Raw genomic sequence first — 22,568 nt, 5'->3', positions numbered from 1 at the left:
TTAAAATTTATCAGCTCTCCACTGTGAAACGAAAAGCTGTCCTAGATGTAAAAGGCTTTTCTGGCCGAAGTACAATATCACCAAATCCATCATGGTTAATCGCATCCACTAAACCTTGTGTTTCCATTGTTATGCCAGCATATTTTGGTACAGCTCGCCCATCCATCTCAAAAGAGCCGTCTAAACTATTTGCTGTATATACTAATACCGCATCAGATTCGGTTTCCATTTCCAAGCGCCGCCCTGACTTTGGATCAAACAAAACTGCATCTGGACGACCATTTTCATGTTTTAAAATAAACGCATGATCCAGCCCCGCTCCAACTAATTTTACTTGCTGATCCTGACTTTGTGTAATCTCCGCTACTTCACGACCTGCACGCAAATCAAAGATAATATTTTCCACTGAGCGCTTTTCCCCAATTGGGAGGGACTCCTCATCTATAGGCAGGAATCTGTCACTATTAATCCAAAGCTGATGCCGTAAAATCGTCGAACCGACTTCTCCACTCAGATTAAAATAAATATGATTGCTCGGATTATAGATGGTCGATTGATCGCTTTTCGCTTCGTAATCAATCAGCCATTCATTTTTATTATTTAACGTATAAGTCATTTTCGCGTCGATATTTCCTGGATAGCCATTTTCCCCGTTCACCCAGCAGTATTCAAAAGTCATCACAATTTGATCAAGACCTTTTTCCACTGAAACATCCCAAAGCTTCTTACTAAAATTAAGTTTACCTCCATGACGATGGTTAGCGCCTTCATTTTGCGTTAATTGAATTTTCTTACCATCCAAAGAAAATTGTCCTTTGGTAATACGCCCAGCCACTGGGCCAAGTGTTGCGCCAAAGTATGGCGAATAGGCTAAATAATCCTCTAAATTCGAAAAGCCTAGACTAATATTAGCAAATTCACCAAATTTATCTTTCGTTTCAATAGAAGTAACAATCGCACCATAATTTAAAACGCACATTTTCATCCCGTGATCATTTATCAGCGTCCACTGCCACACATCATTTTCTTCAAACAACCCGAAATGTTCTTTTATTACTTTGATATAAACCACATTCTTTCGTAGTTATTAATAGCCATTGGGATGTGACACGTGCCATTTCCAAGCAGTCGCAATAATATCTTTCACATCTGTATAAGTCGGTTGCCAGCCAAGGATTTCATGCGCTTTATCGCTAGAAGCTATTAAAGTCCCCGGATCTCCTGCACGACGTGGTACCACTTCAGCTGGAATTTCTTTTCCTGTTACACTTCGAGCCGCTTCAAGCATTTCTTTCACAGAAAAACCATTACTGCTACCAAGGTTGAAAATATTACTTTCTCCCCCATTTTTTAGGTATTCTAGCGCTTTAATATGCGCGTCTATCAAATCCTCTACTTGAACGTAATCACGAATACATGTACCATCAGGTGTATTATAATCATCCCCATAAATTGCTAGTTTTTCTCGTTGACCAAGAGCAACTTGTAAAATAATTGGAACTAGATGCGATTCTGGTTTGTGGTCTTCCCCGATTGAGCCATCCGCTTTTGCACCAGCTACATTAAAATAACGTAATGCAACAAATTTCATGCCGTACGCTTTATCGCACCATTTCATCATTTTTTCCATCATTAGCTTTGTATCGCCGTAAGTACTTTCTGGGTTTGTTGGCATATCTTCCGTAATTGGCACACGTTCTGGTTCGCCGTATGTAGCCGCGCTTGAAGAAAAGACAATATGCTTCACAGCAAATTGCTCCATCACCTCTAAAACGATTTGCGTACCGTAAACATTATTATTCAAATATTCTAAAGGAACTTCCATTGACTCACCAACAAGCGAGCTCGCGGCGAAATGAACCACACTATCAATAGATTCTTTTTCAAAAACAGTGCTTAAAAAAACTTTATCCCGGATATCACCTTCATAAAATTTTGCTTTTTTGTGAATAGATTCTTGATGGCCTGTTCCTAGATTATCTACCACAACTACCTCATAGCCACGATTAATCAATTCATCTACTGCGTGAGAGCCAATATAACCCGCTCCGCCAAGTACGACAACGCTCATCATTTATCTCTCCTAACTGGTCTTTGTATTTCATTTTACACTACTCAGGACTATGTAGTCACGCAAAAAAATGGACCTAAGATAAATAATCTTTAGATCCATTTTTGTTTTTTATTATTTAGCTGCTTCTGCTTCCAAAGCTTCTTTTAATTCTTCCACATATTTTTGCGCATTTTGTCCAGCAAGTCCGCCGTCGCCTGTAGCTGTTACAATTTGGCGTAAGCTTTTCGCACGAACATCCCCCGCTGCAAAAATACCAGGAAGATTTGTACGCATTTCCTCATCTGTTACAATGTAGCCTTCATCGTCTGTAATACCTAAATTTAAAAATGCTTTCGTAAGTGGAACAAGTCCAACATAGATGAAAACACCATCCACTGGCATAATCGATTCTGAACCATCCACAGTAGAAACAAGTTTTGCACCTGTTACTTTTTTGCCGTCGCCAACAATTTCTTCTACTGTACTATTCCAAATGAAATTAACTTTTTCATCTTTAAAAGCACGATCTTGTAAAATTTGTTGTGCACGCAATTTATCACGACGGTGTACAATGGTTACTTTATCCGCATAACGAGTCAAGTAAGTCCCTTCTTCAACAGCAGAGTCTCCGCCGCCCACCACGATTAATTCGCGATTTTTGAAGAACGCTCCATCACAAACTGCACAGTAAGAAACACCGCGTCCGCTAAGCTCTTCTTCACCAGCTGCGCCAAGTTTACGATGTTCAGCTCCAGTTGCAATAATAATCGCCCGAGCTTTATATGTTTTCGACCCAGCCGTTACAGTTTTATATTCTTTTCCGTCAACAACTTCTTTAATATCGCCATAAGCATATTCAGCTCCAAATTGTTTCGCACCGCTAAGCATCTTGTCGGATAAATCCGGTCCTAAAATACTGTCAAAGCCAGGATAATTTTCTACTTCTGCCGTATTTACCATTTGTCCGCCTGGTACGCCACGTTCAATCATTAATGTATCTAAATCTGCACGGGAAGTATATAAAGCTGCTGTCATTCCAGCAGGTCCCGCTCCTATAATAATCACATCATAAATTTTTTCTTCACTAGCCATTCTTTTTGCCCTCCTCGTTTATGTGTATACAATAGTTAGCCTAAATTAATCCTAATACGGAATAGCAAAAAGGTCTATTTATCTGCTCAGAACTTGCTCAATATCCCTTGCACACTTGCTGCATTCAAATTCATCTATTGAATCGAGTTTTATTTCAGGTAAGAAAATCTTTGCAATCGCGCTAGCAACCGTTTCGATTGTATAACGACCAAGAATTAACTCTTTTCTATTTTCCATCAATACTAATGAAAAAATCGTTTCATATAAAGAATAGTTTTCTTTATTTAGTAAAAACCCTTTTTCCCGTAACATATTCATTGCTTTCATAATTAAATAGCAATTCTGCTCTACGTTTCCATCTGGAAAATAATCAAAATCGGTAAACATTAAATGCTCCATATATGACCAACTGCTCATGTCAAGAAGCGGATGAAATAGGACGAATTCCGGTCGGTTACCTGAGACAGACATTGCGTAGACGCCAAGGAGATGTGTGATATCCTTTTCGGCTTGAAGCATTTCTAAAACTAAACGAGTATCACTAGTTAAATCCGCTTCTTGCTCCCAAGGAAATCTAGTATCTTCATATAAATCACACTCTAAAAAAGAATGCCAAAACATTTTCGCCTCTTCAATATCTTCTAAATAATAAGCAGCTTTTGCTCGATAATAATAGTATTTACTGCGCTCCGTAACTTCCAAGTCCGCCACTTGTTCAAATAAATCGTCTGCCTCCTCGTAATCCCCCATCATTGCATGAATTAAGCCAATTTTTTCTTTATGATGCGAGAGAACTGGTAAAACATCCCGTAATTCCGAGTAAAGCGAGTCGGCTTCTTCCCGATTCCCTTTATAAAAATGGTAAATAAATAAGTCGCATAAGCCCAATAAGTTCCCTGGGTTTCTTGCAATTAAGTCGCTTAATACCTTAACACCTTCCACTTCTTTTAATTGTTCAAAATAAAGTGCGGCTAGCTGATTGTAAGCAGGCCAAAAGTTTGGTTTCTCATCAATAACTTTTTTCAAAATGTCACATGCAGAAGCACTATCTTCTTCCGCTAAATAACGATTAATTTCTTTCTTATATGAATAAAATTCCTGTTCTAATTTAGAAAAACCATTTTCAATTGTCTCACCAAATGGTGTTTCTTCGAGTAGTACTTCAATTAAATCTTTAGCTTCTTCAGCATAATCTCCTTCAGGTGCTGTTTCTAAATAGCGATTTGCATATTGAAGCGCCCTACGATAATCTTTCATATAAGCAAAATTATTAGCAATAAAATAATAACAGTATTCCATATTATCCAGTCGTTTTTCTAATATATCTCTTAGTAATTGATTTGATTTATGAAATTGACCGATTTCCGTATAGCATATTGCTAATTGACAAAGTATTACTGGCTCTCCAGGTTCAAGTTCTGCGGCTCGTACTAGATAACGAATCGCTTCCTTAATTCTTTGGTCGCGAAACGCCTCTACTCCACGCTCAAAATAAAATTGACCATTTGGATAAAATGGATAAATTTTTGCGGTTGTTTTTTTGTCTTTTTCCATTTCCCCACCTCCAACAATATCCTTATTCTTCTGAGTATAACATAGAATTAATTTCTTTGGGCAAGAAAAAAAGCCACTTCAATTTCACTCAAAAGTAGCTTTTTCTTTGATTACTAAAGGATTCCCATACGCAAAACTTTCTGGTGGAATATCCTTTGAAACGACTGCCCCAGCAGCAATAATCGCCCCATCTCCTATTTCTATTCCAGGGAGAATGGTTACATTTGCCCCAACCATCACATCCTTACCAATAACTACTTCCCCAACACGATACTCAGACAACAAATATTCATGTGTTAAAATTGTCGTATGATAGCCAATAATAGAATTTTCTCCAATCGTAATCTTCTCAGGAAAAAATAAATCCGGCATAACTTTATAGGCAATAGCAGTTTTCTTACCAATTTTCATTCCAAGACAAGTACGGTAAATATTACGTTTACCACTCATCCAAGGAAAAAAACGTCCAAATTCAACTACCACAGTATTCTTAACGACTTTCCAAAAAGAAATGGTTTTATAAACCTGGAAAAGCGTGTTGACTTCCTCATCCGGCGCCTTAAACCTATTCAGCCGTCTCAAAATTTATTCCTCGTCCCTAACGATGGTAAGAAGATCGCTCATTTTTTCTAACATAAAGTCTGGTTGGAACTGCGCCAAATGTTCTGGCCCTTTAATCGCCCATGCTACACCAGCAGTCAGCGTTTCCGCATTTTTCCCTGCTTCAATATCATGGTAATTATCACCAACCATAATCGCTTCTTCTTTCGTTGCATTTAGTAAAGAAAGAGCCATCTCTATACCTTCTGGATCGGGTTTCGCATTAGATACTTGATCTAACCCAATCACTACTTGGAAAAACTTATCCAAACCAGTCACTTTGAGACCTCGCATAATCGTATCGTACATTTTCGTGGATACAATTCCTAGTTTATAATCTTCTTCATACAAAGCACGAATCGCTTCATATACCCCATCATACTCTAAAATTAAATCATCGTGATGTTTCAAGTTATATTCCCGGTAAAACACACGCATTTCTTCTGCATGTGCTGGGTTTATTTCTCGAAAAGTTTCCATTAATGAAGGACCAATAAACGGTAAAATGTCTTCTCTTGTAAAAACTCGGTCAGGTAAGAACTCTTGTAGTGTTGCTTGGAAAGTTTTAATAATCAACTCATTCGTATTTATCAGTGTGCCATCTAAGTCAAATAACAATGTAGTAATTTTCCCAGTCATAATTTCTTCCTTTCTTATACAAACTCGAAAATCTTCAACTTTTTATTTCTTTTTAGCTACTTTTCCCAATTTATCTTCCATATAATACGGCGGATTCATTTTCACGCGACGATAAATAATTAAACCAATGGATAACACAATTAGCAGTAAAGATAAAACCTGCGAAACTCTAAAGTCACCCCACATTAAACTATCTGTTCGCATTCCTTCGATAAAGAATCTTCCAAACGAATACCAAATTACATAACTAAGAAAAAGTTCCCCGCTACGTATTTTAGTCCGACGAATAATTAGTAACACAATAAAACCAAGAACATTCCATAAACTTTCATATAAAAAAGTTGGCTGGTAATAAGCGCCATCTATGTACATCTGGTTGATAATAAAGTCTGGTAAATGTAAACCCTCAAGAAATGCTCGAGTCGTTTCCGCTCCGTGAGCTTCTTGGTTCATAAAATTACCCCAACGTCCAATCGCCTGAGCAATAATCAAACTTGGAGCAACAACGTCCGCAAGTTTCCAAAACGAAATTTTTTTAATCCGCGAGAAAATGATTGCAGTTAGCACGGCGCCAATCAATGCGCCATAAATCGCGATACCACCATGCCAAATCTTCACAATTTCTCCTAAATTATTCTTATAAAAGTCCCATTCAAAAACAACATAATAAATGCGAGCACTAATAATCGAAATTGGAATCGCCCATATTAGTAAATCTACAATAATTTCTTTATCCATTTTGCGTTTACTTGCTTCACTAAGAGCAAGAATCAATGCAATTACAACAGCAGAAGCGATAATAACTCCGTACCATTTTACAGAAATACTACCAATTTGAATCGCCACTGGATCAAGTGGCTGAACACCATTACCCATAATTTCCCTACTTTCAAAAAAGAAAACTCCGCAACCAAACAAGATTATCGTACTGTTTGTTTAGGCTGAGGAGAACTTTTCTCTATTTATTTAATCATTCATACTGCTATTATGACCTATTAAATTATTTAGATCTTGTGTAAATTGTTCTGCCGCATTGTAGCCCATATTTTTCAAGCGGAAATTCATCGCTGCTACTTCTATAATAACAGATAAATTTCGCCCTGGCCGAACCGGAACAGTAATTTTTGGAATGTCCATATCAAAGATTTTAGTCTTTTCTTGGTCCAACCCAACACGATCATAATGCTTATCTGGGTCCCAGTTTTCAAGGTGCACAACAATAGTAATTTTTTTACTTGAGCGAACTGCTCCTGCCCCAAACAAAGTCATTACATTAATAATTCCGAGGCCTCGAATTTCTAGTAAATGTTCAATAATTGCAGGTGATGAACCTATTAGTGTCATTTCATCTTCTTGACGAATTTCTACATTATCATCTGCTACAAGTCTATGTCCACGTTTTACAAGTTCAAGTGCCGTTTCACTTTTACCAACGCCACTACTACCTGTAATTAAAACACCAAGCCCATAGATATCTACTAAAACACCATGCATTGAGATAACAGGTGCCAGTCTACTTTCTAAATAGTTTGTAATATAAACGGATAAACGGGTAGTCTTTAAACGCGAACGAAGAACTGGAATATCTGCTTCTTTCGCCGCTGCTACTAATTCTTTCGGCACTTCTAAATTTCGTGAAATCACAAAAGCAGGAGTCCTTTTCGTACACATTTGCTTATATCTTTTAAGTCGTTCTTCCGGCTCCATACCCTCTGAAAAGGAAATTTCTGTCATTCCAAAAAGCTGCACACGATCTTCTGGATAATATGAGAAAAATCCAGTAAGTTCCAAACCTGGCCGAGATAAATCACTGGTTAAAATTGGTCTTTCAAGTCCCGTTTCTGAACAAATTAGCTCTAAATTAAGTCGTTCCTTTAAATCCTTTACCGTAACCGATTTTGTCATGCAAGTACCTCCAAATGAATTATAAAGTCCATAACTGTTCGCTACAAAATATTGTTTAGAAAGCTCCTTATCATTTTAGCACTTTAGAGAGAATCAAGCTACCTCTTTCTTACCAAACGGCTCTACACAGCAAAACCAGCTACATTTAAAAGCTTTTTTAGCCTTAAAATGTAACTGGAATGTTTAATTTTCTTTATTACCCCATAAAACAGAATTAATAATCATATTCGCAAATGCCATAATTGCTGCAATAATTAATGCTGTTCCAAAACCGTCAATTTGGAAAGAATCTCCAATAAAGAAGGTAGTCATTTCAAGCATAATTGCGTTAACAACAAAGGTGAAGAGCCCTAGTGTGAATATATTAATCGGTAAAGTTAAAAGGAGTAAAATAGGTCTAATTAGCATATTAAGAATTGCTAATACAAAACTCGCTAGTAGCGCAGTTGTGAATCCATCTACGTGAAAACTTGTAAAGAATCCAGATAATGCTACAAAAAGTACCGAGTTAATGATTACGCCTATAATCCAACGCATATTTTAGTTCACTCCCATTCTGATTCAGGTGTTGCTTTTGGCATAATAATCGCCGCTAGAATATACAGTAAAATCCCAGTACCAAAGAATAGAACTGCTCCAGCCCAAAGTAAACGAATGATGGTTACTTCAATGCCAAAATATTCTGCAAGCCCACCACAAACACCAGCAATCATTTTTTGTGATGAAGATTTATATAACTTTTTCATTGTTTTCCCTTCCTTTCATTTTATTAAACGTTTTTAGATTCAAGTTCAGAAACCTTGATAATTCCATTTCCCACTTTCGCTTGAAGTGTTGCCATGCTTATTTCTTCTGCATTTTGAGTGAAGACAAAAGTTCTTTCTGCATCATCCCAAATTTTCGCATTTTTTAAGTCGAAGTAAATTTTTTCTTTTTTCGTTCCGAGTGTTCCATCGACATTCCATGTTGGCGGTATTTGAATTCGGATATCACCATTTGGAGCCTCTAGATCTGCGGCCGAGGACGTATCATTTTCAAGTATATACTCAACGTCACCTTGAGCCGCCTTAGCAATTGTTGTAAGGAAATTACCTTGAAGAGCAATATCTCCTTTAGCAGTAGACATATCTACATTCTCAACGGAGCTGCGTTTGAAGAAAATTTCGCCGTCTTTGGATTCTGTGCTAAGGAATTTACCACTAGCTCCTGAAGACCTAATATCACCATGACGTGTTTTGATAATAGCATCTTCTGCAGCTGTATCATCATATTTCAAATTACCATTAAGTAATTGAATTTTTACTTGTTCATATAAACGTTTTGGAATAGTAACAACTAAATCTGTTTTTAATAATTCATTTTTTGATTCAAAAGTGAAACTATCAGGTGAAATGTCTAGCATTGTTTGGCTAAAGAAGTAATCCCATAGTTTTTCTTCACTTAATTGACGAATGGAGCGTGCTTTTTCGTGTACAGCCAGTACAGCACGAATTTTCATTTGATCTTTGTCCCAAGAACGGATAATAACATCTCCGGTAGCTACTCTAATTGTAAAAGAGCGGAAAGTTGCATCGTCAAAATTGAATTCTCGCACTGGACGAGGACGAGCTTCTTTTCTTCTTGCTCCGTGATGGATTGGTTCTGGTCTAACTGGTTTTTGTCTGTTGTGATGACGGCTATTTCTCATCGCTTCTCGCACTTCCTGTCTCGCTTCATTACGGTCGGCGTGGCGTCTTCTTTTTTCTTCAACGCGGCGGCGATGCCGTTCAAGCACTTCCTCATTACTTGTATCAGAAGAAGGAATCACAAACAAGGCAACGATGTAAGCAATAATCGCAATACCGGTTTTCATCGTAATAATCGTGATGATAATATAGATAAGGCGTAGAAGTGTGGCATCTATCCCTAGAAATTCGGCTAGTCCGCCAAAAACACCACCGACTTTCCGATCCACTCTTGATCTTCTTAATTTTTTATCCATGTTAGTTCTTCCTTTCTTATTTCTATGTAAAAATCTAGCGCGCTTTCTTCGCGCTAGATTTCAATTAATTATTTTGCATCACGAATTTTAACAGAACCTGTAGTTGCTTCTGCTTCGATTTTCAGTGAAGAATCAGCTGCTGTTGGTAGTTTAGTAAAGACGATTGATTTACTTACTGATTCCGTTTTTGATTGAAGTACTTCTGCATCTTTTAAGTCTAAATGTAGTTTTCCAAGGTTTGTATGGAAACGACCGTCTACGCCAATAGTTGTTGGTACGACTACCTCGATATTACCTGCTCCTGTTTTAGCTTTTAAGAAAGTAGCTTCATTACCAGTGAGCTGATAATTCACATTACCATTTTTAGTTTGCAAGTTTGTTGAATAATAATTACCTTTTACTGCTACATTACCGTTAAATGTTTTAAGTGCTACATCACGGGTTTCACCATTTTGGATACGAACATTCCCATTAATCGATTCAATTTCAGCTAAAGTAGCATTTAGTGTGCCAATGCTAACATGACCGTTTGTTGTTTTTACAAATAAATCGCGGCCTGATAATTCATCCATATGGAAATTACCATTAAGCATTTTTACAGAAACATAATCATACTCACGACGAGGCAAGTACACAGTTAAGTTCGTAACGATTTGTTTCGATGTAGATTCAAAACGCAATGTTTCTTCATCCACACGTAAAGTCGTTTTATCAAAAAAGATTTTAAGTGCTTCATCTTCTGGATACTCTTTGAAAAGTTTAATCATCGCGTGAACTTTAATATCATTTGAGTCGGATGGTTTAAATTCAACATTACCATTAGCAATTTCAAATTCTAAAATGGAAAGCGTTGTGTCGTGATAAATGAAATCACGTTCGATTTTAGTAGATGTAAGAAACGGAAATGGCATATCTTTTACTTGTTTAAACGCGCTATTTAGGAAAGAACCGATTTTTTCACCAGCTTGTGATAAGTCATTGACCATATTGCGCATGGAATCTTCACGGTCTTTAGAAGAGTTTTCATTACCTTCTTCTTGACGCTCATGGTTTTCTGGAGTTGGTTCAGGACGTCTCTTACGACTTTTCGGAGCAGTGTAAGGATTTCCTTCATTGTTCCAACCTTTGCTATAATCATAAGTTGGTTCTTCTTCCGGTTCTTCAACACGTTCTTCTCTAGGTGCTGTAGAACGACGGATATTTTCTTTTGCTGCGGATTTGCCTTCTTTTTTAGAGATATTTTCAAGTAAAGTAAGGGCTTCTTCTGTAGAAATGATACCTTGTTTCACTAATTCGAGAATACGTTTACGTTCATTTTCCATTTTCATTTCCTCCTAATTTTTCAGTTTAACTATTTTAGGCTTGCTTCATGTGCAAGTAATCTATCTGTTTTATCTATGACTCTATTATGAAGGAAAAAATAATTTCTGTCATACAACCAGAGGATGATTATTTGTTTAGACTTTGGGTGGTTGGGTCTTAGGAAAGAAAAAAATCCCGCTTATACTTTAATAAGCGGGATTGAGATTTATTTTTTCTTAGCGGTTGCAATACGTTCTTCTGTGCGCTCTTTGTCGCGTTCTAAAATTGGTTTTAAATATTTGCCTGTGTAGGATTTTTTAGAACGGGCGATTTTTTCTGGTGTGCCAGTTGCGATAATCTGACCACCGCCATCGCCACCTTCTGGACCTAAGTCAATCAAGTAGTCAGCTTGTTTAATAACATCTAAATTATGTTCAATAACAAGAACGGTATCGCCGTTTTCTTCTACCAGTCTTTGTAATACTTTTAGTAAACGACCGATGTCATCTGCATGGAGCCCAGTAGTTGGTTCATCCAGGATATAGAATGATTTACCGTTGCTGCGTTTATGAAGTTCAGAAGCTAATTTTACACGTTGCGCCTCACCACCAGAAAGGGTTGTTGCAGGCTGACCAAGGCGAATATATCCAAGTCCTACATCCACAATGGTTTGTAATTTACGAGCAATTCTAGGCTGGTTAGTGAAATATTCTAATCCTTCTTCTACAGTCATTTCTAGCACTTCTGCAATATTTTTCCCTTTATAGCGAATATCCAAAGTTTCCCCGTTATAGCGTTTACCATGACAAACCTCGCAAGGTACGTATACATCCGGCAAGAAGTGCATTTCGATTTTGATGATGCCATCGCCTTTACATGCCTCACAACGGCCGCCTTTTACGTTGAAGCTAAATCGACCTTTTTTGTAACCACGAACCTTGGCTTCATTAGTACTGGCGAAAAGATCACGGATATCATCAAATGCACCAGTATAAGTTGCTGGGTTAGATCTCGGGGTTCTACCAATTGGCGATTGATCAATATTGATGATTTTTTCAAGGTTTTCGATTCCTTTTATTTCTTTATGTTCACCTGGCTTAGCGTGGTTTCTGTTTAGTTTTCTTGCGAGTGCTTTTCTTAATACTTCATTTACTAGTGAACTTTTTCCTGAACCAGAGACCCCCGTTACACAGGAAAATGTAGCTAGTGGTATTTTGGCATTTACATTTTTTAAGTTATTTGCTTTAGCTCCGATGATTTCTAATTCAAGTCCATTTCCTTTTCTTCTTTTGGCAGGAACAGGAATGAATTTTTTACCAGAAAGATAATCTCCAGTGATAGAGTTTTTATTCTTCGCCACTTCTTCTGGAGTTCCAGCCGCGACAATTCGTCCGCCATGTTCTCCAGCACCTGGACCAATATCAATAAGATAATCTGCCGCCATCATGGTATCTTCATCATGTTCTACTACAATAAGCGTATTTCCAATATCTCGCATACTTTGAAGTGTATTGATTAATCGATCATTATCGCGCTGATGAAGTCCAATGGAAGGCTCATCAAGAATGTAAAGCACGCCAGTCAATCGTGAACCAATTTGGGTTGCTAGTCGAATTCGCTGCGCCTCTCCTCCCGATAAAGTTCCAGCAGCACGACTCATTGTTAAATAATCGAGTCCTACATTTTTTAAGAAGCCTAATCTAGCTCGCACTTCTTTGAAAATTGGCGCCGCTATTTGCGTTTCTTTTTCAGACAGCTCTAGATTATCAAAGAATGCAAGGGCTTCATTGATGGAGAACTCGCTAATTTGTCCAATATGGTGATTGTTCACTTTGACAGAAAGTGTTTCTTCTTTAAGGCGGTACCCTTTACAAGATGGGCAAGGTAAATCTGTCATGTATTGCGCCATTTGATCGCGAGTAAAGTCTGAATTAGTTTCTCGGTAGCGTCGTTCAATGTTTGGTAGAATCCCTTCAAACGGAATCCAAGTTTCTCGTGTCATACCAAAATCATTTTTGTATTCAAAGTAAAATTCTTTGTCTTTTGAACCATTTAAGACAATATCTAATGCTTCTTTAGATAGTTTTTCTATTGGCGTGTCCATATCAATTCCAAACTCTTTACATGCAGAGGCTAGCATTTGTGGATAGTATTGTGAACTGATGGGTCTCCACGGAATAATTGCACCTTCATTTAAAGTTAAACTTCTGTCTGGGATAACGGTATCCACATCTACTTCTAATTTAGTTCCAAGACCATCACAAGTAGGACAAGCGCCAAATGGGCTATTAAATGAAAACATTCTTGGTTCTAATTCACCAACCGAAAAACCACAATAAGGACATGCATAATGTTCGCTAAATAGTAATTCTTTATCCCCCATAATGTCCACCACTGCATAACCATCAGCCAAGCGAAGAGCAGCTTCAATAGAATCATATAGTCGCGTATTTATTCCTTCTTTAATGACAATACGATCGATGATAATTTCGATGGAATGTTTTTTGTTTTTTTCGATTTCAATTTCATCATTAATATCGTATATTTCTCCATCAACACGAATACGTACGTAGCCTTCTTTTTTAATTTCTTCAATCGTTTTCTTATGCGTTCCTTTTTTACCAGAAACGATAGGAGCCATAATTTGAATGCGTGTTTTTTCGGGGTATTCAAAGACACGGTCTACCATTTGTTCGATTGTTTGAGAAGTGATTTCAATGCCGTGATTAGGACACACCGGGTGCCCCACACGTGCATAAAGCAGACGCAAATAATCATGTATTTCAGTTACCGTTCCAACTGTAGATCGCGGGTTACGGCTTGTAGTTTTTTGGTCAATGGAAATTGCTGGACTTAACCCTTCAATTAAATCTACATCGGGTTTATCCATTTGACCTAAAAATTGGCGAGCATAAGCAGACAAAGACTCTACATAACGTCTTTGTCCTTCTGCATAAATTGTATCAAAAGCTAGCGAAGATTTTCCTGAACCAGAAAGCCCGGTCATCACCACTAATTTATCTCTTGGAATCTCTACATCAATATTTTTTAAATTATGGGCTCTTGCACCTTGAATGACTATTTTTTCCTTATCCAATTCCGCTTCATCCTTCCGCTTTTATTTCCAGTAAAGCATCACGAAGTTCAGCTGCACGCTCGAAATCAAGTGCTTTAGCTGCTTCTTTCATCTCGTGTTCCATACCTTCAATGAAAATATCTCGTTCTTTCTTAGACATTTTACTTAAGTCGTGTTGTTTTACTGCTTCTCGTTCATCTGCGGCAGAGGTTGCTGCGATAATGCCACGGATTTCTTTTCTAATTGTTTTTGGTGTGATGCCATGTTTTTCATTATATTCAATTTGAATTTTACGACGACGTTCTGTTTCACTAATCGAATTGCGCATGGAGTCCGTCATTTTGTCGGCGTACATAATTACACGACCGTTTTCATTACGAGCAGCACGCCCCATTGTTTGGATTAAAGACCGTTCTGAACGTAAGAAGCCTTCTTTGTCTGCGTCTAAAATTGCCACTAAGGAAACTTCTGGCAAATCGATTCCTTCACGAAGTAAGTTAATCCCAACAATAACATCGTATACCCCTAATCGAAGGTCACGAATAATTTCAATTCGCTCTAAAGTTTTTACCTCAGAATGTAAATATTGAACCTTTACTCCGGCTTCTTTTAGATAATTCGTCAAATCCTCAGACATTTTTTTCGTTAACGTGGTGATTAGAACACGTTCGTTTTTCTCAACTCGATCATTAATTTCATCCATTAAGTCGTCTATTTGACCTTGGATAGGGCGTATTTCGACGATTGGATCTAGTAGTCCAGTAGGTCGAATGATTTGTTCAATCACATCTGGATTTTTTTCTAATTCATATGGGCCCGGGGTTGCAGAGATAAACATAATCTGATTAATATGCTTTTCGAATTCTTCTAATCGAAGTGGACGGTTATCAAGTGCGCTTGGCAATCTAAAACCATGATCAACTAGCATTTGCTTTCTAGCTTGGTCCCCGTTGAACATGCCGCGGATTTGAGGCATCGTTACATGCGATTCATCAATAACCATTTGGAAATCATCTGGGAAATAATCTAGCAATGTATATGGAGTTACTCCCGCTGGACGCAGTGATAAATGTCTTGAATAGTTTTCAATGCCTGAACAATAACCCATTTCTTCCATCATTTCTAAATCATAATTGGTTCTCTGTTCAAGGCGTTGTGCTTCCAGTAATTTGTTCTCTGCTCTTAAGACTTTAAGGCGATCTTCAAGTTCTGCTTTTATATTAACAATAGCTTTTTTCATAATATCTGGTCTAGTAACAAAGTGAGATGCCGGGAAAATAGAAACATGCTCTCTGTCTCCAATGATTTCACCAGTAAGTGCGTCTACTTCTCTAATGCGCTCAATTTCATCCCCAAAAAATTCAATCCGCATACAGTGTTCATCCCTAGATGCTGGGAAAATTTCGACCACATCTCCGCGGACACGAAAACGACCGCGCTGGAAATCAATATCATTTCGGTCATATTGAATATCAACCAGCTTGCGTAACAATTGGTCTCGGCTGATCTCCATACCAACTCGAAGCGAAACTAACATTTCTCCGTATTCGACCGGTGAACCTAACCCATAAATACAAGATACACTTGCAATAATAATTACATCTCTGCGTTCAAAAAGAGCAGCTGTAGCGGAGTGACGAAGCTTATCTATTTCGTCATTGATACTAGCATCTTTTTCAATGTACGTATCACTCTGTGGTACATAAGCTTCTGGCTGGTAATAATCATAGTAACTAACAAAGTATTCCACCGCATTATTCGGGAAAAACTCTTTGAATTCACTATATAATTGTCCCGCTAGCGTCTTATTATGTGCCATAACAAGCGTTGGCTTATTTACTTCTTGAATTACATTAGATACGGTAAAAGTTTTCCCTGTACCGGTTGCCCCAAGTAAGGTTTGGTGTTTCAAGCCTTTTTTTAATCCCGCAACTAATTGTTCTATTGCTCTAGGTTGGTCTCCTTGTGGGCTATACTTAGAAACTAACTCAAATTTATCCTTCAACTCGGATTCCCCCATTCTTTATCGGTCCGATTCTGGCATCTAAAAGCTTTAACTGTAAAATATCCAGCAAAGCAAAAAGCGGATTTTTTCAGATCCGTTAATGTTTCTATTTTATCATAAATATTTTAATTAGCCTAGCAAAAACCGAACATATTTTCGCATTCGTTTGAAAATAAAAAACGCAACCTGTGGATTACGCTTTTCTTTATTTTATCACTTTTAGAGTATTCTACCTATCTATTTGCTTTTTAAAAGTCACTGCCGCTTTTCTTTAAACGTCGTAACATGTATGTGGCTACGACAAAACCAATTGTCATCGAAAAGGCGTCTATCGTAATTAACCAAAACGAACTTGTGTAACCTAATTTGGCAGAAGCGGCTATCAAAACTACCATAAGCACTAAGGCTACATAACGGTTATACGTGATGCGTGCAAAGAGAATAACGAGCAGACAAGGGAAAATAAGTGCCGATATAATTTGATCCATCTTACTCCCCTCCCTAATTTTTTACTCGTCACGTAATGCTTTTGTCGTTATTTCTGTAGTAAGTTGTGGTAATTCTGTCTTTTCAATACCTTTTTCAGCAAGCATATCTGGTAAAATTTCTTTTAAAAAGTATTTTACACTAGCCATTTCTCGGTATTCATAAATAGTCGCGAGTGCTTCACTATAAATTTCAACAAAAATGTTTTCTGGATTACCTTTTTGAATCTCGCCAAAGGACTCATATAACAAGTCTACTTTATCAGATATAGCGAGAATTTTCCCTTCTAACGTACTGTCTTTCCCTTCTTTTAACAAGTGTCGATAAATAGGCTGGAAAGTTGCTGGTATTTCACGGCTAATAAAATTTTTAGTCATACTTTCTTCCACTTCAGAGAGCATTTCTCTTAGTTCTGTCGTTGCGTATTTTACGGGTGTTTTAATATCGCCAATAAAAAGCTCTGAATAATCATGATTTAACGCTTTTTCATATAAAGCACGCCAATTCACTTCATTACCTGCATCTTCTTCTACAGCTCCAAAAAATTGTGCGATAGAAGTAACCTTGTAAGAGTGTTCTGCAACCGAATGCTCTTGATATTTAAATTTTCCCGGACAACGATAAATGTTCTCTAAATCCGATAAACTTTGGAAATATTGATGAATTCCCATATTATCACTCCATTCTTCGTTTTATTCTTCTCTTTTTTGTTTTTTATTGGCGGGATTAGTGTTTTCTATTTCTCGCATCATTAATGCTGCACAGTAACCAATTAGAGCAATCATTGCTGCGGAATAAGTTCTAAAATTATCTGTCGCAAAAATAAAAATAATGACTGAAAACAGAAGTGTCGTTAATATTCCCCAACTAAAAAGTTTTGTTCCTCGTGCTGTTCCTACTTTCATATGCGAATATATTCCTACATAACACACCAACTGAATAATAATAAATTGCGCAACCGACAAACCAATAACTGCCGCAAGATTACTATTCCAAATAACTGCTAAAATGGAAATAATAACCATGACAACTATTCCCGCAATGACGATAAATTTTTGTACTGGCGATAATTTGCTCAAAATGTTTCCTCCAAATTTTTATTTGTTAACTACTTTATCATAATCTCTCTTTATTTGGCATAAAAAACACCCATCATTCCTAAAAAGGGCTTCTGAGCGTTTGTCATTAGTGATGGTGCACGTGGCGAATTGCTTGAGTCAGTAATTCTAATACGTGATTATCATCTTGCATATAATAAATTGTAGTCCCTTCACGTCTTGATTTCACAAGCCTTAAATTTTTTAAAAAACGAAGCTGGTGTGAAACCGTTGTTTGATTAAAAGTTAGCGTTCGCGCAATTTCATTCACAGAGTATTCTCGCTCTTGAAGCAGATTTAAAATTTGAACACGTGTCGGATCAGAAAGCGCCTTGAAAATTTGCGTTACACTAAAAAGCGTCTCATCATCTAAAGTTTGTTTTGCGTTTTCCATCAGAATCACCTCATTTTCATATATGGTCATATATTCATATGATACTTAAATAGGAATGATTCCGCAAGTTTAACTACCTCTTCATTCAAAAATGATTAAATATGAGCAAAAAAGTAATTTTTCTCCTTCAGATGATACAATTTCTTTATTATAAAGAAAGGAGAATTGAAGAATAAATAAGGTTTTAAATATTGAGAAGTTATTTAAACCGCCTAACACACCAAAAAGTCCGATTAACCTGTGGAAAGGAAAATCGGACTTTTTTTATCTATTTAAATCTTCAATTTCCCCGCTCTTCAAGTAAACTATCCACTCGCAAACATTTGTTACATAATCACCAATACGTTCAATGTATTGAGAAACTAAAAGTAATTGTGATACATCTTCAATATGCTCTGGTTCTTCTTGCATAAAATGAATGCATTTTTGATAAACGATTTTATGCAGTTTATCTACTTCATTATCGCGCGCCGCTATTTCGCGAGCAGCTTCTTCGTCTTCCGAAAGATATGCTTTTAACACATCTTGTAGCATTAATTTTACAATTTCGCCCATTTCTGGAATTTCCGGAATCGGCTTTAAAACTTTACTTTCACCAATTAAAATAGCAGTTTTGGCAATACTTACTGCATGATCACCAATACGTTCTAAATCCGAACTTGTTTTGAGCACGGTAACAATCTTTCGTAAATCCATGCCGACTGGTTGTTGCAAAGCGATTAACTCAAAAGAGCGTTGTTCTAGTGAAAGCTCCATGTTATTAATTGCTTTATCTTCTGCGACTACTTGTTTAGCAAGTTCCGTATCGCGATGTACAAGCGACTTGACCGCTTTAAAAATTGCTTCATTCGCAAGCATTCCCATTTCCATTAGATGTTGGTGCAAGTCGTTTAACTGTTCCGTGAAAATTTTTCTGACTACCATATTAACACTCCTTTATCCAAATCTTCCTGAAATATAGTCTTCTGTTTCCTTTTCTGCTGGGTTAGTAAAAATACTCGTCGTATCCGCGAATTCCACGATACGGCCATTAAGGAAAAAGGCCGTTTCATCAGAGATTCGGGATGCTTGTTGCATATTATGCGTGACAATAACAATCGTATAGTCTTTCTTTAATTCTAAAATCAAATCTTCTACTTTCGCTGTCGAAATCGGATCTAGTGCAGAAGTTGGCTCATCCATCAAGATGACATCAGGTTTAACAGCTAAAACTCGTGCGATACAAAGCCGCTGCTGTTGCCCTCCTGACATCCCAATTGCTGAACGATCCAGCCTATCATGCACTTCTTCCCAAAGAGCCGCCTGACGCAAACTTCTTTCTACTATTTCATCAAGTACTTTTTTATCTTTTACACCGTGCATCCGTGGACCATAAGCTACGTTATCATAAATGGAAAATGGAAACGGATTAGCCTGTTGGAAAACCATACCCACTTTTTTTCGTAAGTTAACCATGTCAATTTTAGGATCTTGCACATTTTCGCCGCCAATATGGATTTCTCCGGTCGTTTTCACATTGGGAATTAAATCATTCATTCGGTTAAGCGTTCGCAGGAAAGTAGATTTCCCACACCCCGACGGACCAATTAGGGCAGTCACTTTATTCTTCTTAATATTTAAAGCAATTTTTTGCAGTGCTTGCTTGGAACCATAAAATAAATCTACATCTTTTGTTTCAATGATATACTCTACTTTTTCAGCAGTTTCGGTTGTCATAAAAAAGCTCCTTTCTAGCCAAAGTTACCAGAAATATAATCTTCGGTTTGTTTTTGTTGTGGATTCGTGAAAAGTTCGGATGTTCCTGAGAACTCCACGACTTCTCCTAGATAAAAGAAAGAAGTATAGTCAGAAACGCGAGCCGCTTGTTGCATATTATGCGTCACGATAATAATAGTATATTTATTTTTCAACTCATTAATTAAATCTTCAATTTTACTTGTGGAAATTGGGTCTAGCGCTGAAGCAGGTTCATCAAGTAGTAATACTTTAGGCTGCATTGCAACAGCTCTAGCGATGCAAAGTCGTTGTTGCTGTCCTCCAGAAAGTGATAGCGCACTTTTTCCTAAATCGTCTTTTACTTCGTCCCAAAGAGCGGCACGGCGCAAGCTTTTCTCCACGCGCTCCATAATTTCTTTTTTATTCTTCATCCCGTGACGTTTAAGTCCAAAAGCAACATTTTCATAGATGGATTTCGTGAATGGATTTGGTTTTTGGAATACCATGCCTATTTCTTTACGAACATTGTATAAATCAACTTCTTTACGATTAATATTAATCCCATCGTATAAAATTTGTCCTTCCATACGGCAACCATCAATTTCATCGTTCATCCGGTTTAATGCTCTTAAATAAGTGGATTTTCCGCACCCAGATGGTCCAATCAAAGCTGTCACTTTATTTTCCGGGAACGTCAAATCGACACCTTTAATTGCGTGATTATCTCCATAGTATACGTGCAAATCCTCGGTCGCCATTGCAGCAGGAAGTGAATGAGGATCTGGCGTTGCTTGTAAAATTGTATTAATTTCCGGTTTCTTCGTTAACATCATTTAAAATCTCCTTTCCTGACTTTTTACGACGAGGTCATTCGTTTATAAACAACTTTTCCAAGCAAACGAGCTAGGATATTGAAAAGTAATACAGAAAGAATTAATACGGCAGACGCTCCGTCAGAAACAGCTTGCGCATCCGGCATAATTCCTTCACCATTAATTTTCCAAATATGAACAGCTAGCGTTTCAGCTGGTCGGAAAATGTTTAGTGGTGACGCTGGGTTGACTGGATTCCAGTCTGTGAAGTCAAGAATTGGTGTACTTTGACCTGCTGTAAAGATTAGTGCAGCTGCTTCGCCAAATACCCGTCCTGCTGCTAAAATAACGCCGGTAATAATGGCTGGTAGTGCAGCTGGAACAAGCACTCTCGTAATTGTTTCCCATCTGGATAAACCAAGAGCAAGCCCTGCTTCACGCTGCGTGTTTGGAATAGCATTTAGTGCCTCTTCCACAACACGAATTAATAGTGGTAAATTGAAAATCGTTAGTGTAAGCGCCCCAGAAATTACCGAGAAGCTCCACCCCATTTGAATAACAAAAACAAGGAAACCAAATAGTCCTACAACAATCGATGGAAGTGAGGAAAGCACTTCGATTGTTGTGCGAATTAAATCTGTAAACCAATTTTTACGCGCATATTCTGCCATATAAATTCCCGCTCCGAGCGAGATAGGAACAGAAATAATCATCGTAATAACGAGCATATAAAATGAATTCCAGATTTCCGGACCGATTCCGCCGCCAGCTTGGAACGACTGTGGTGGGGTCGTCAAAAACTTCCAGCTAAGTTGCGGAACACCTTTTACTAAAATATAGCCTAATAAACCAGCTAAGATAATGACAATTAATACAGCAATAGCATAGAATACGCCTGTCGCGATTTTATCTTTTGTTTTTACATTCATTTGACTTTCCTCCTACGTCCGATGAAGCGAATCACAATGATGAAAAATAGTGACATTGCGAGTAGCACCATTGCAAGTGACCAAAGGATATTATTATCAAGCGTACCCATAACCGTATTTCCCATACCCATTGTTAAAATACTAGTTAATGTCGAAGCTGGTTCAAATAAGGATGTTGGAATAACGGCAGAGTTCCCGATAACCATTTGTACAGCAAGAGCTTCACCGAATGCACGTGCCATTCCGAATACTATCGCTGTCAAAATCCCAGAACGCGAACTACGAAGTACTACTTTCCAAATCGTCTGGAAACGTGTTGCTCCAAGCGCTAACGAGGCTTCTCGGTAGTGACGTGGAACAGATTTAATTGCATCAACACTTAGTGAAGTAACAGTTGGCAAAATCATAACTGTCAAAACAACTGTCGCGGCTGCAATACCAAATCCACTTCCCGAAATATGGTCACGAATAAATGGAACGACAACACTTAGTCCAATGAATCCATAAACAACAGATGGAATACCAACTAAAAGTTCCATAACTGGTTGTAAAATTTTCTTTCCAAACTTTGGTGAAATTTCTACCATAAAGATAGCTGCACCAATAGCAAGTGGTCCTGCAATACAAGCGGCAAAAAGCGTTACTGCAAAAGAACCAATAATCATTGGCAAAGCACCAACTAGAGGATTGCCATTCGCATCTTTTTGCGAAGGATTCCAGTCTGTTCCAGTTATAAAATCAACAAAAGACACTTTATTGACAGTAAATGTTGCTAAACCTTTCGATATAACAAAAAACAAAATAGACGCTGCGGCAATAACCATGATAGAAATACAGATGAATGTAATAATTTTGCCTCTAGTTTCTAGATGCGCCTTTTTAGAAGTTTGTGTAAGCTTCTTTTCTTTTATCGCTTCCAAGTCACGT

Annotated in this window: 23 protein-coding genes; all 23 read right to left on the bottom strand. The window is 37.6% G+C overall.

The window, feature by feature from the left end; all coding sequences use genetic code 11:
- Window positions 1-10: 10 nt before the first annotated feature.
- The 23 genes from HCB38_RS12680 to pstC all read right to left on the bottom strand — a co-directional run bounded on the left by HCB38_RS12680 (window position 11) and on the right by pstC (window position 22,561).
- The gene (locus HCB38_RS12680) at window positions 11-1,072 is read right to left on the bottom strand and encodes an aldose epimerase family protein (protein ID WP_185319881.1); all 1,062 of its coding nucleotides are present in this window, start codon (window positions 1,070-1,072) and stop codon (window positions 11-13) included.
- A 15-nt stretch (window positions 1,073-1,087) separates the two neighbouring features.
- The gene (galE, locus tag HCB38_RS12675; protein WP_185638701.1) at window positions 1,088-2,071 is read right to left on the bottom strand and encodes a UDP-glucose 4-epimerase GalE; all 984 of its coding nucleotides are present in this window, start codon (window positions 2,069-2,071) and stop codon (window positions 1,088-1,090) included.
- Window positions 2,072-2,185: 114 nt separating this feature from the next.
- On the bottom strand, window positions 2,186-3,145 hold the full coding sequence (gene trxB / locus HCB38_RS12670; RefSeq protein ID WP_185608126.1) for a thioredoxin-disulfide reductase: 960 nt from the start codon (window positions 3,143-3,145) through the stop codon (window positions 2,186-2,188).
- Between the two features lie 78 nt (window positions 3,146-3,223).
- Window positions 3,224-4,699 (bottom strand): tetratricopeptide repeat protein, encoded by a 1,476-nt coding sequence (locus HCB38_RS12665; protein ID WP_185608125.1) that lies wholly within the window; start codon window positions 4,697-4,699, stop codon window positions 3,224-3,226.
- Window positions 4,700-4,783: 84 nt separating this feature from the next.
- Window positions 4,784-5,281 carry an acyltransferase gene (locus HCB38_RS12660; RefSeq protein ID WP_185319885.1) on the bottom strand — a complete coding sequence of 166 codons (498 nt, stop codon included), beginning with the start codon at window positions 5,279-5,281 and terminating at the stop codon, window positions 4,784-4,786.
- Between the two features lie 3 nt (window positions 5,282-5,284).
- Complete coding sequence (ppaX, locus tag HCB38_RS12655; RefSeq protein ID WP_185319886.1) at window positions 5,285-5,938, bottom strand: pyrophosphatase PpaX; 654 nt, start codon at window positions 5,936-5,938, stop codon at window positions 5,285-5,287.
- 42 nt (window positions 5,939-5,980) lie between these two features.
- Window positions 5,981-6,814: a prolipoprotein diacylglyceryl transferase gene (gene lgt, locus HCB38_RS12650; protein ID WP_185319887.1), complete on the bottom strand. Its 834-nt coding sequence runs from the start codon at window positions 6,812-6,814 to the stop codon at window positions 5,981-5,983.
- 90 nt (window positions 6,815-6,904) lie between these two features.
- The gene (gene hprK / locus HCB38_RS12645) at window positions 6,905-7,843 is read right to left on the bottom strand and encodes an HPr(Ser) kinase/phosphatase (protein ID WP_003763911.1); all 939 of its coding nucleotides are present in this window, start codon (window positions 7,841-7,843) and stop codon (window positions 6,905-6,907) included.
- 183 nt (window positions 7,844-8,026) lie between these two features.
- Window positions 8,027-8,380, bottom strand: coding sequence for a phage holin family protein (locus tag HCB38_RS12640; protein ID WP_185319888.1), 354 nt, complete (start codon window positions 8,378-8,380; stop codon window positions 8,027-8,029).
- A gap of 8 nt (window positions 8,381-8,388) precedes the next feature.
- Window positions 8,389-8,589: a PspC domain-containing protein gene (locus tag HCB38_RS12635; protein ID WP_003768305.1), complete on the bottom strand. Its 201-nt coding sequence runs from the start codon at window positions 8,587-8,589 to the stop codon at window positions 8,389-8,391.
- Between the two features lie 23 nt (window positions 8,590-8,612).
- Complete coding sequence (locus tag HCB38_RS12630) at window positions 8,613-9,824, bottom strand: DUF4097 family beta strand repeat-containing protein (protein ID WP_185319889.1); 1,212 nt, start codon at window positions 9,822-9,824, stop codon at window positions 8,613-8,615.
- Window positions 9,825-9,892: 68 nt separating this feature from the next.
- Window positions 9,893-11,146, bottom strand: a complete 1,254-nt coding sequence (locus tag HCB38_RS12625) for a DUF4097 family beta strand repeat-containing protein (protein ID WP_185319890.1) — start codon at window positions 11,144-11,146, stop codon at window positions 9,893-9,895.
- A gap of 206 nt (window positions 11,147-11,352) precedes the next feature.
- The gene (gene uvrA / locus HCB38_RS12620) at window positions 11,353-14,223 is read right to left on the bottom strand and encodes an excinuclease ABC subunit UvrA (RefSeq protein ID WP_185319891.1); all 2,871 of its coding nucleotides are present in this window, start codon (window positions 14,221-14,223) and stop codon (window positions 11,353-11,355) included.
- Window positions 14,224-14,230: 7 nt separating this feature from the next.
- On the bottom strand, window positions 14,231-16,207 hold the full coding sequence (gene uvrB, locus HCB38_RS12615) for an excinuclease ABC subunit UvrB (RefSeq protein ID WP_033533639.1): 1,977 nt from the start codon (window positions 16,205-16,207) through the stop codon (window positions 14,231-14,233).
- Between the two features lie 248 nt (window positions 16,208-16,455).
- Window positions 16,456-16,695, bottom strand: a complete 240-nt coding sequence (locus HCB38_RS12610) for a CsbA family protein (protein ID WP_003763924.1) — start codon at window positions 16,693-16,695, stop codon at window positions 16,456-16,458.
- 21 nt (window positions 16,696-16,716) lie between these two features.
- Complete coding sequence (locus tag HCB38_RS12605) at window positions 16,717-17,364, bottom strand: HD domain-containing protein (protein WP_003768317.1); 648 nt, start codon at window positions 17,362-17,364, stop codon at window positions 16,717-16,719.
- Window positions 17,365-17,385: 21 nt separating this feature from the next.
- Entirely contained in the window at window positions 17,386-17,772 is a 387-nt protein-coding gene (locus HCB38_RS12600) for a hypothetical protein (protein WP_070752445.1), read from the bottom strand.
- A 106-nt stretch (window positions 17,773-17,878) separates the two neighbouring features.
- The gene (locus HCB38_RS12595; protein ID WP_185319892.1) at window positions 17,879-18,184 is read right to left on the bottom strand and encodes an ArsR/SmtB family transcription factor; all 306 of its coding nucleotides are present in this window, start codon (window positions 18,182-18,184) and stop codon (window positions 17,879-17,881) included.
- 264 nt (window positions 18,185-18,448) lie between these two features.
- A complete protein-coding gene (gene phoU, locus HCB38_RS12590) occupies window positions 18,449-19,108 on the bottom strand; it encodes a phosphate signaling complex protein PhoU (protein WP_185319893.1) in 660 nt (219 codons plus the stop codon).
- A 12-nt stretch (window positions 19,109-19,120) separates the two neighbouring features.
- Complete coding sequence (gene pstB, locus HCB38_RS12585; protein WP_185319894.1) at window positions 19,121-19,900, bottom strand: phosphate ABC transporter ATP-binding protein PstB; 780 nt, start codon at window positions 19,898-19,900, stop codon at window positions 19,121-19,123.
- Window positions 19,901-19,914: 14 nt separating this feature from the next.
- The gene (gene pstB / locus HCB38_RS12580; RefSeq protein WP_003725427.1) at window positions 19,915-20,730 is read right to left on the bottom strand and encodes a phosphate ABC transporter ATP-binding protein PstB; all 816 of its coding nucleotides are present in this window, start codon (window positions 20,728-20,730) and stop codon (window positions 19,915-19,917) included.
- Window positions 20,731-20,756: 26 nt separating this feature from the next.
- Complete coding sequence (gene pstA / locus HCB38_RS12575) at window positions 20,757-21,641, bottom strand: phosphate ABC transporter permease PstA (protein WP_185319895.1); 885 nt, start codon at window positions 21,639-21,641, stop codon at window positions 20,757-20,759.
- Window positions 21,638-22,561, bottom strand: coding sequence for a phosphate ABC transporter permease subunit PstC (gene pstC, locus HCB38_RS12570; RefSeq protein ID WP_003741167.1), 924 nt, complete (start codon window positions 22,559-22,561; stop codon window positions 21,638-21,640). Before pstC ends, pstA begins: the two co-directional genes overlap by 4 nt.
- Window positions 22,562-22,568: the final 7 nt, after the last annotated feature.

The organism is Listeria farberi (assembly GCF_014229295.1).
GTDB lineage: Bacteria > Bacillota > Bacilli > Lactobacillales > Listeriaceae > Listeria > Listeria farberi.
Note: the sequence above shows the minus strand (reverse complement) of the source record. Positions and strands in the feature narration are given on the sequence as shown.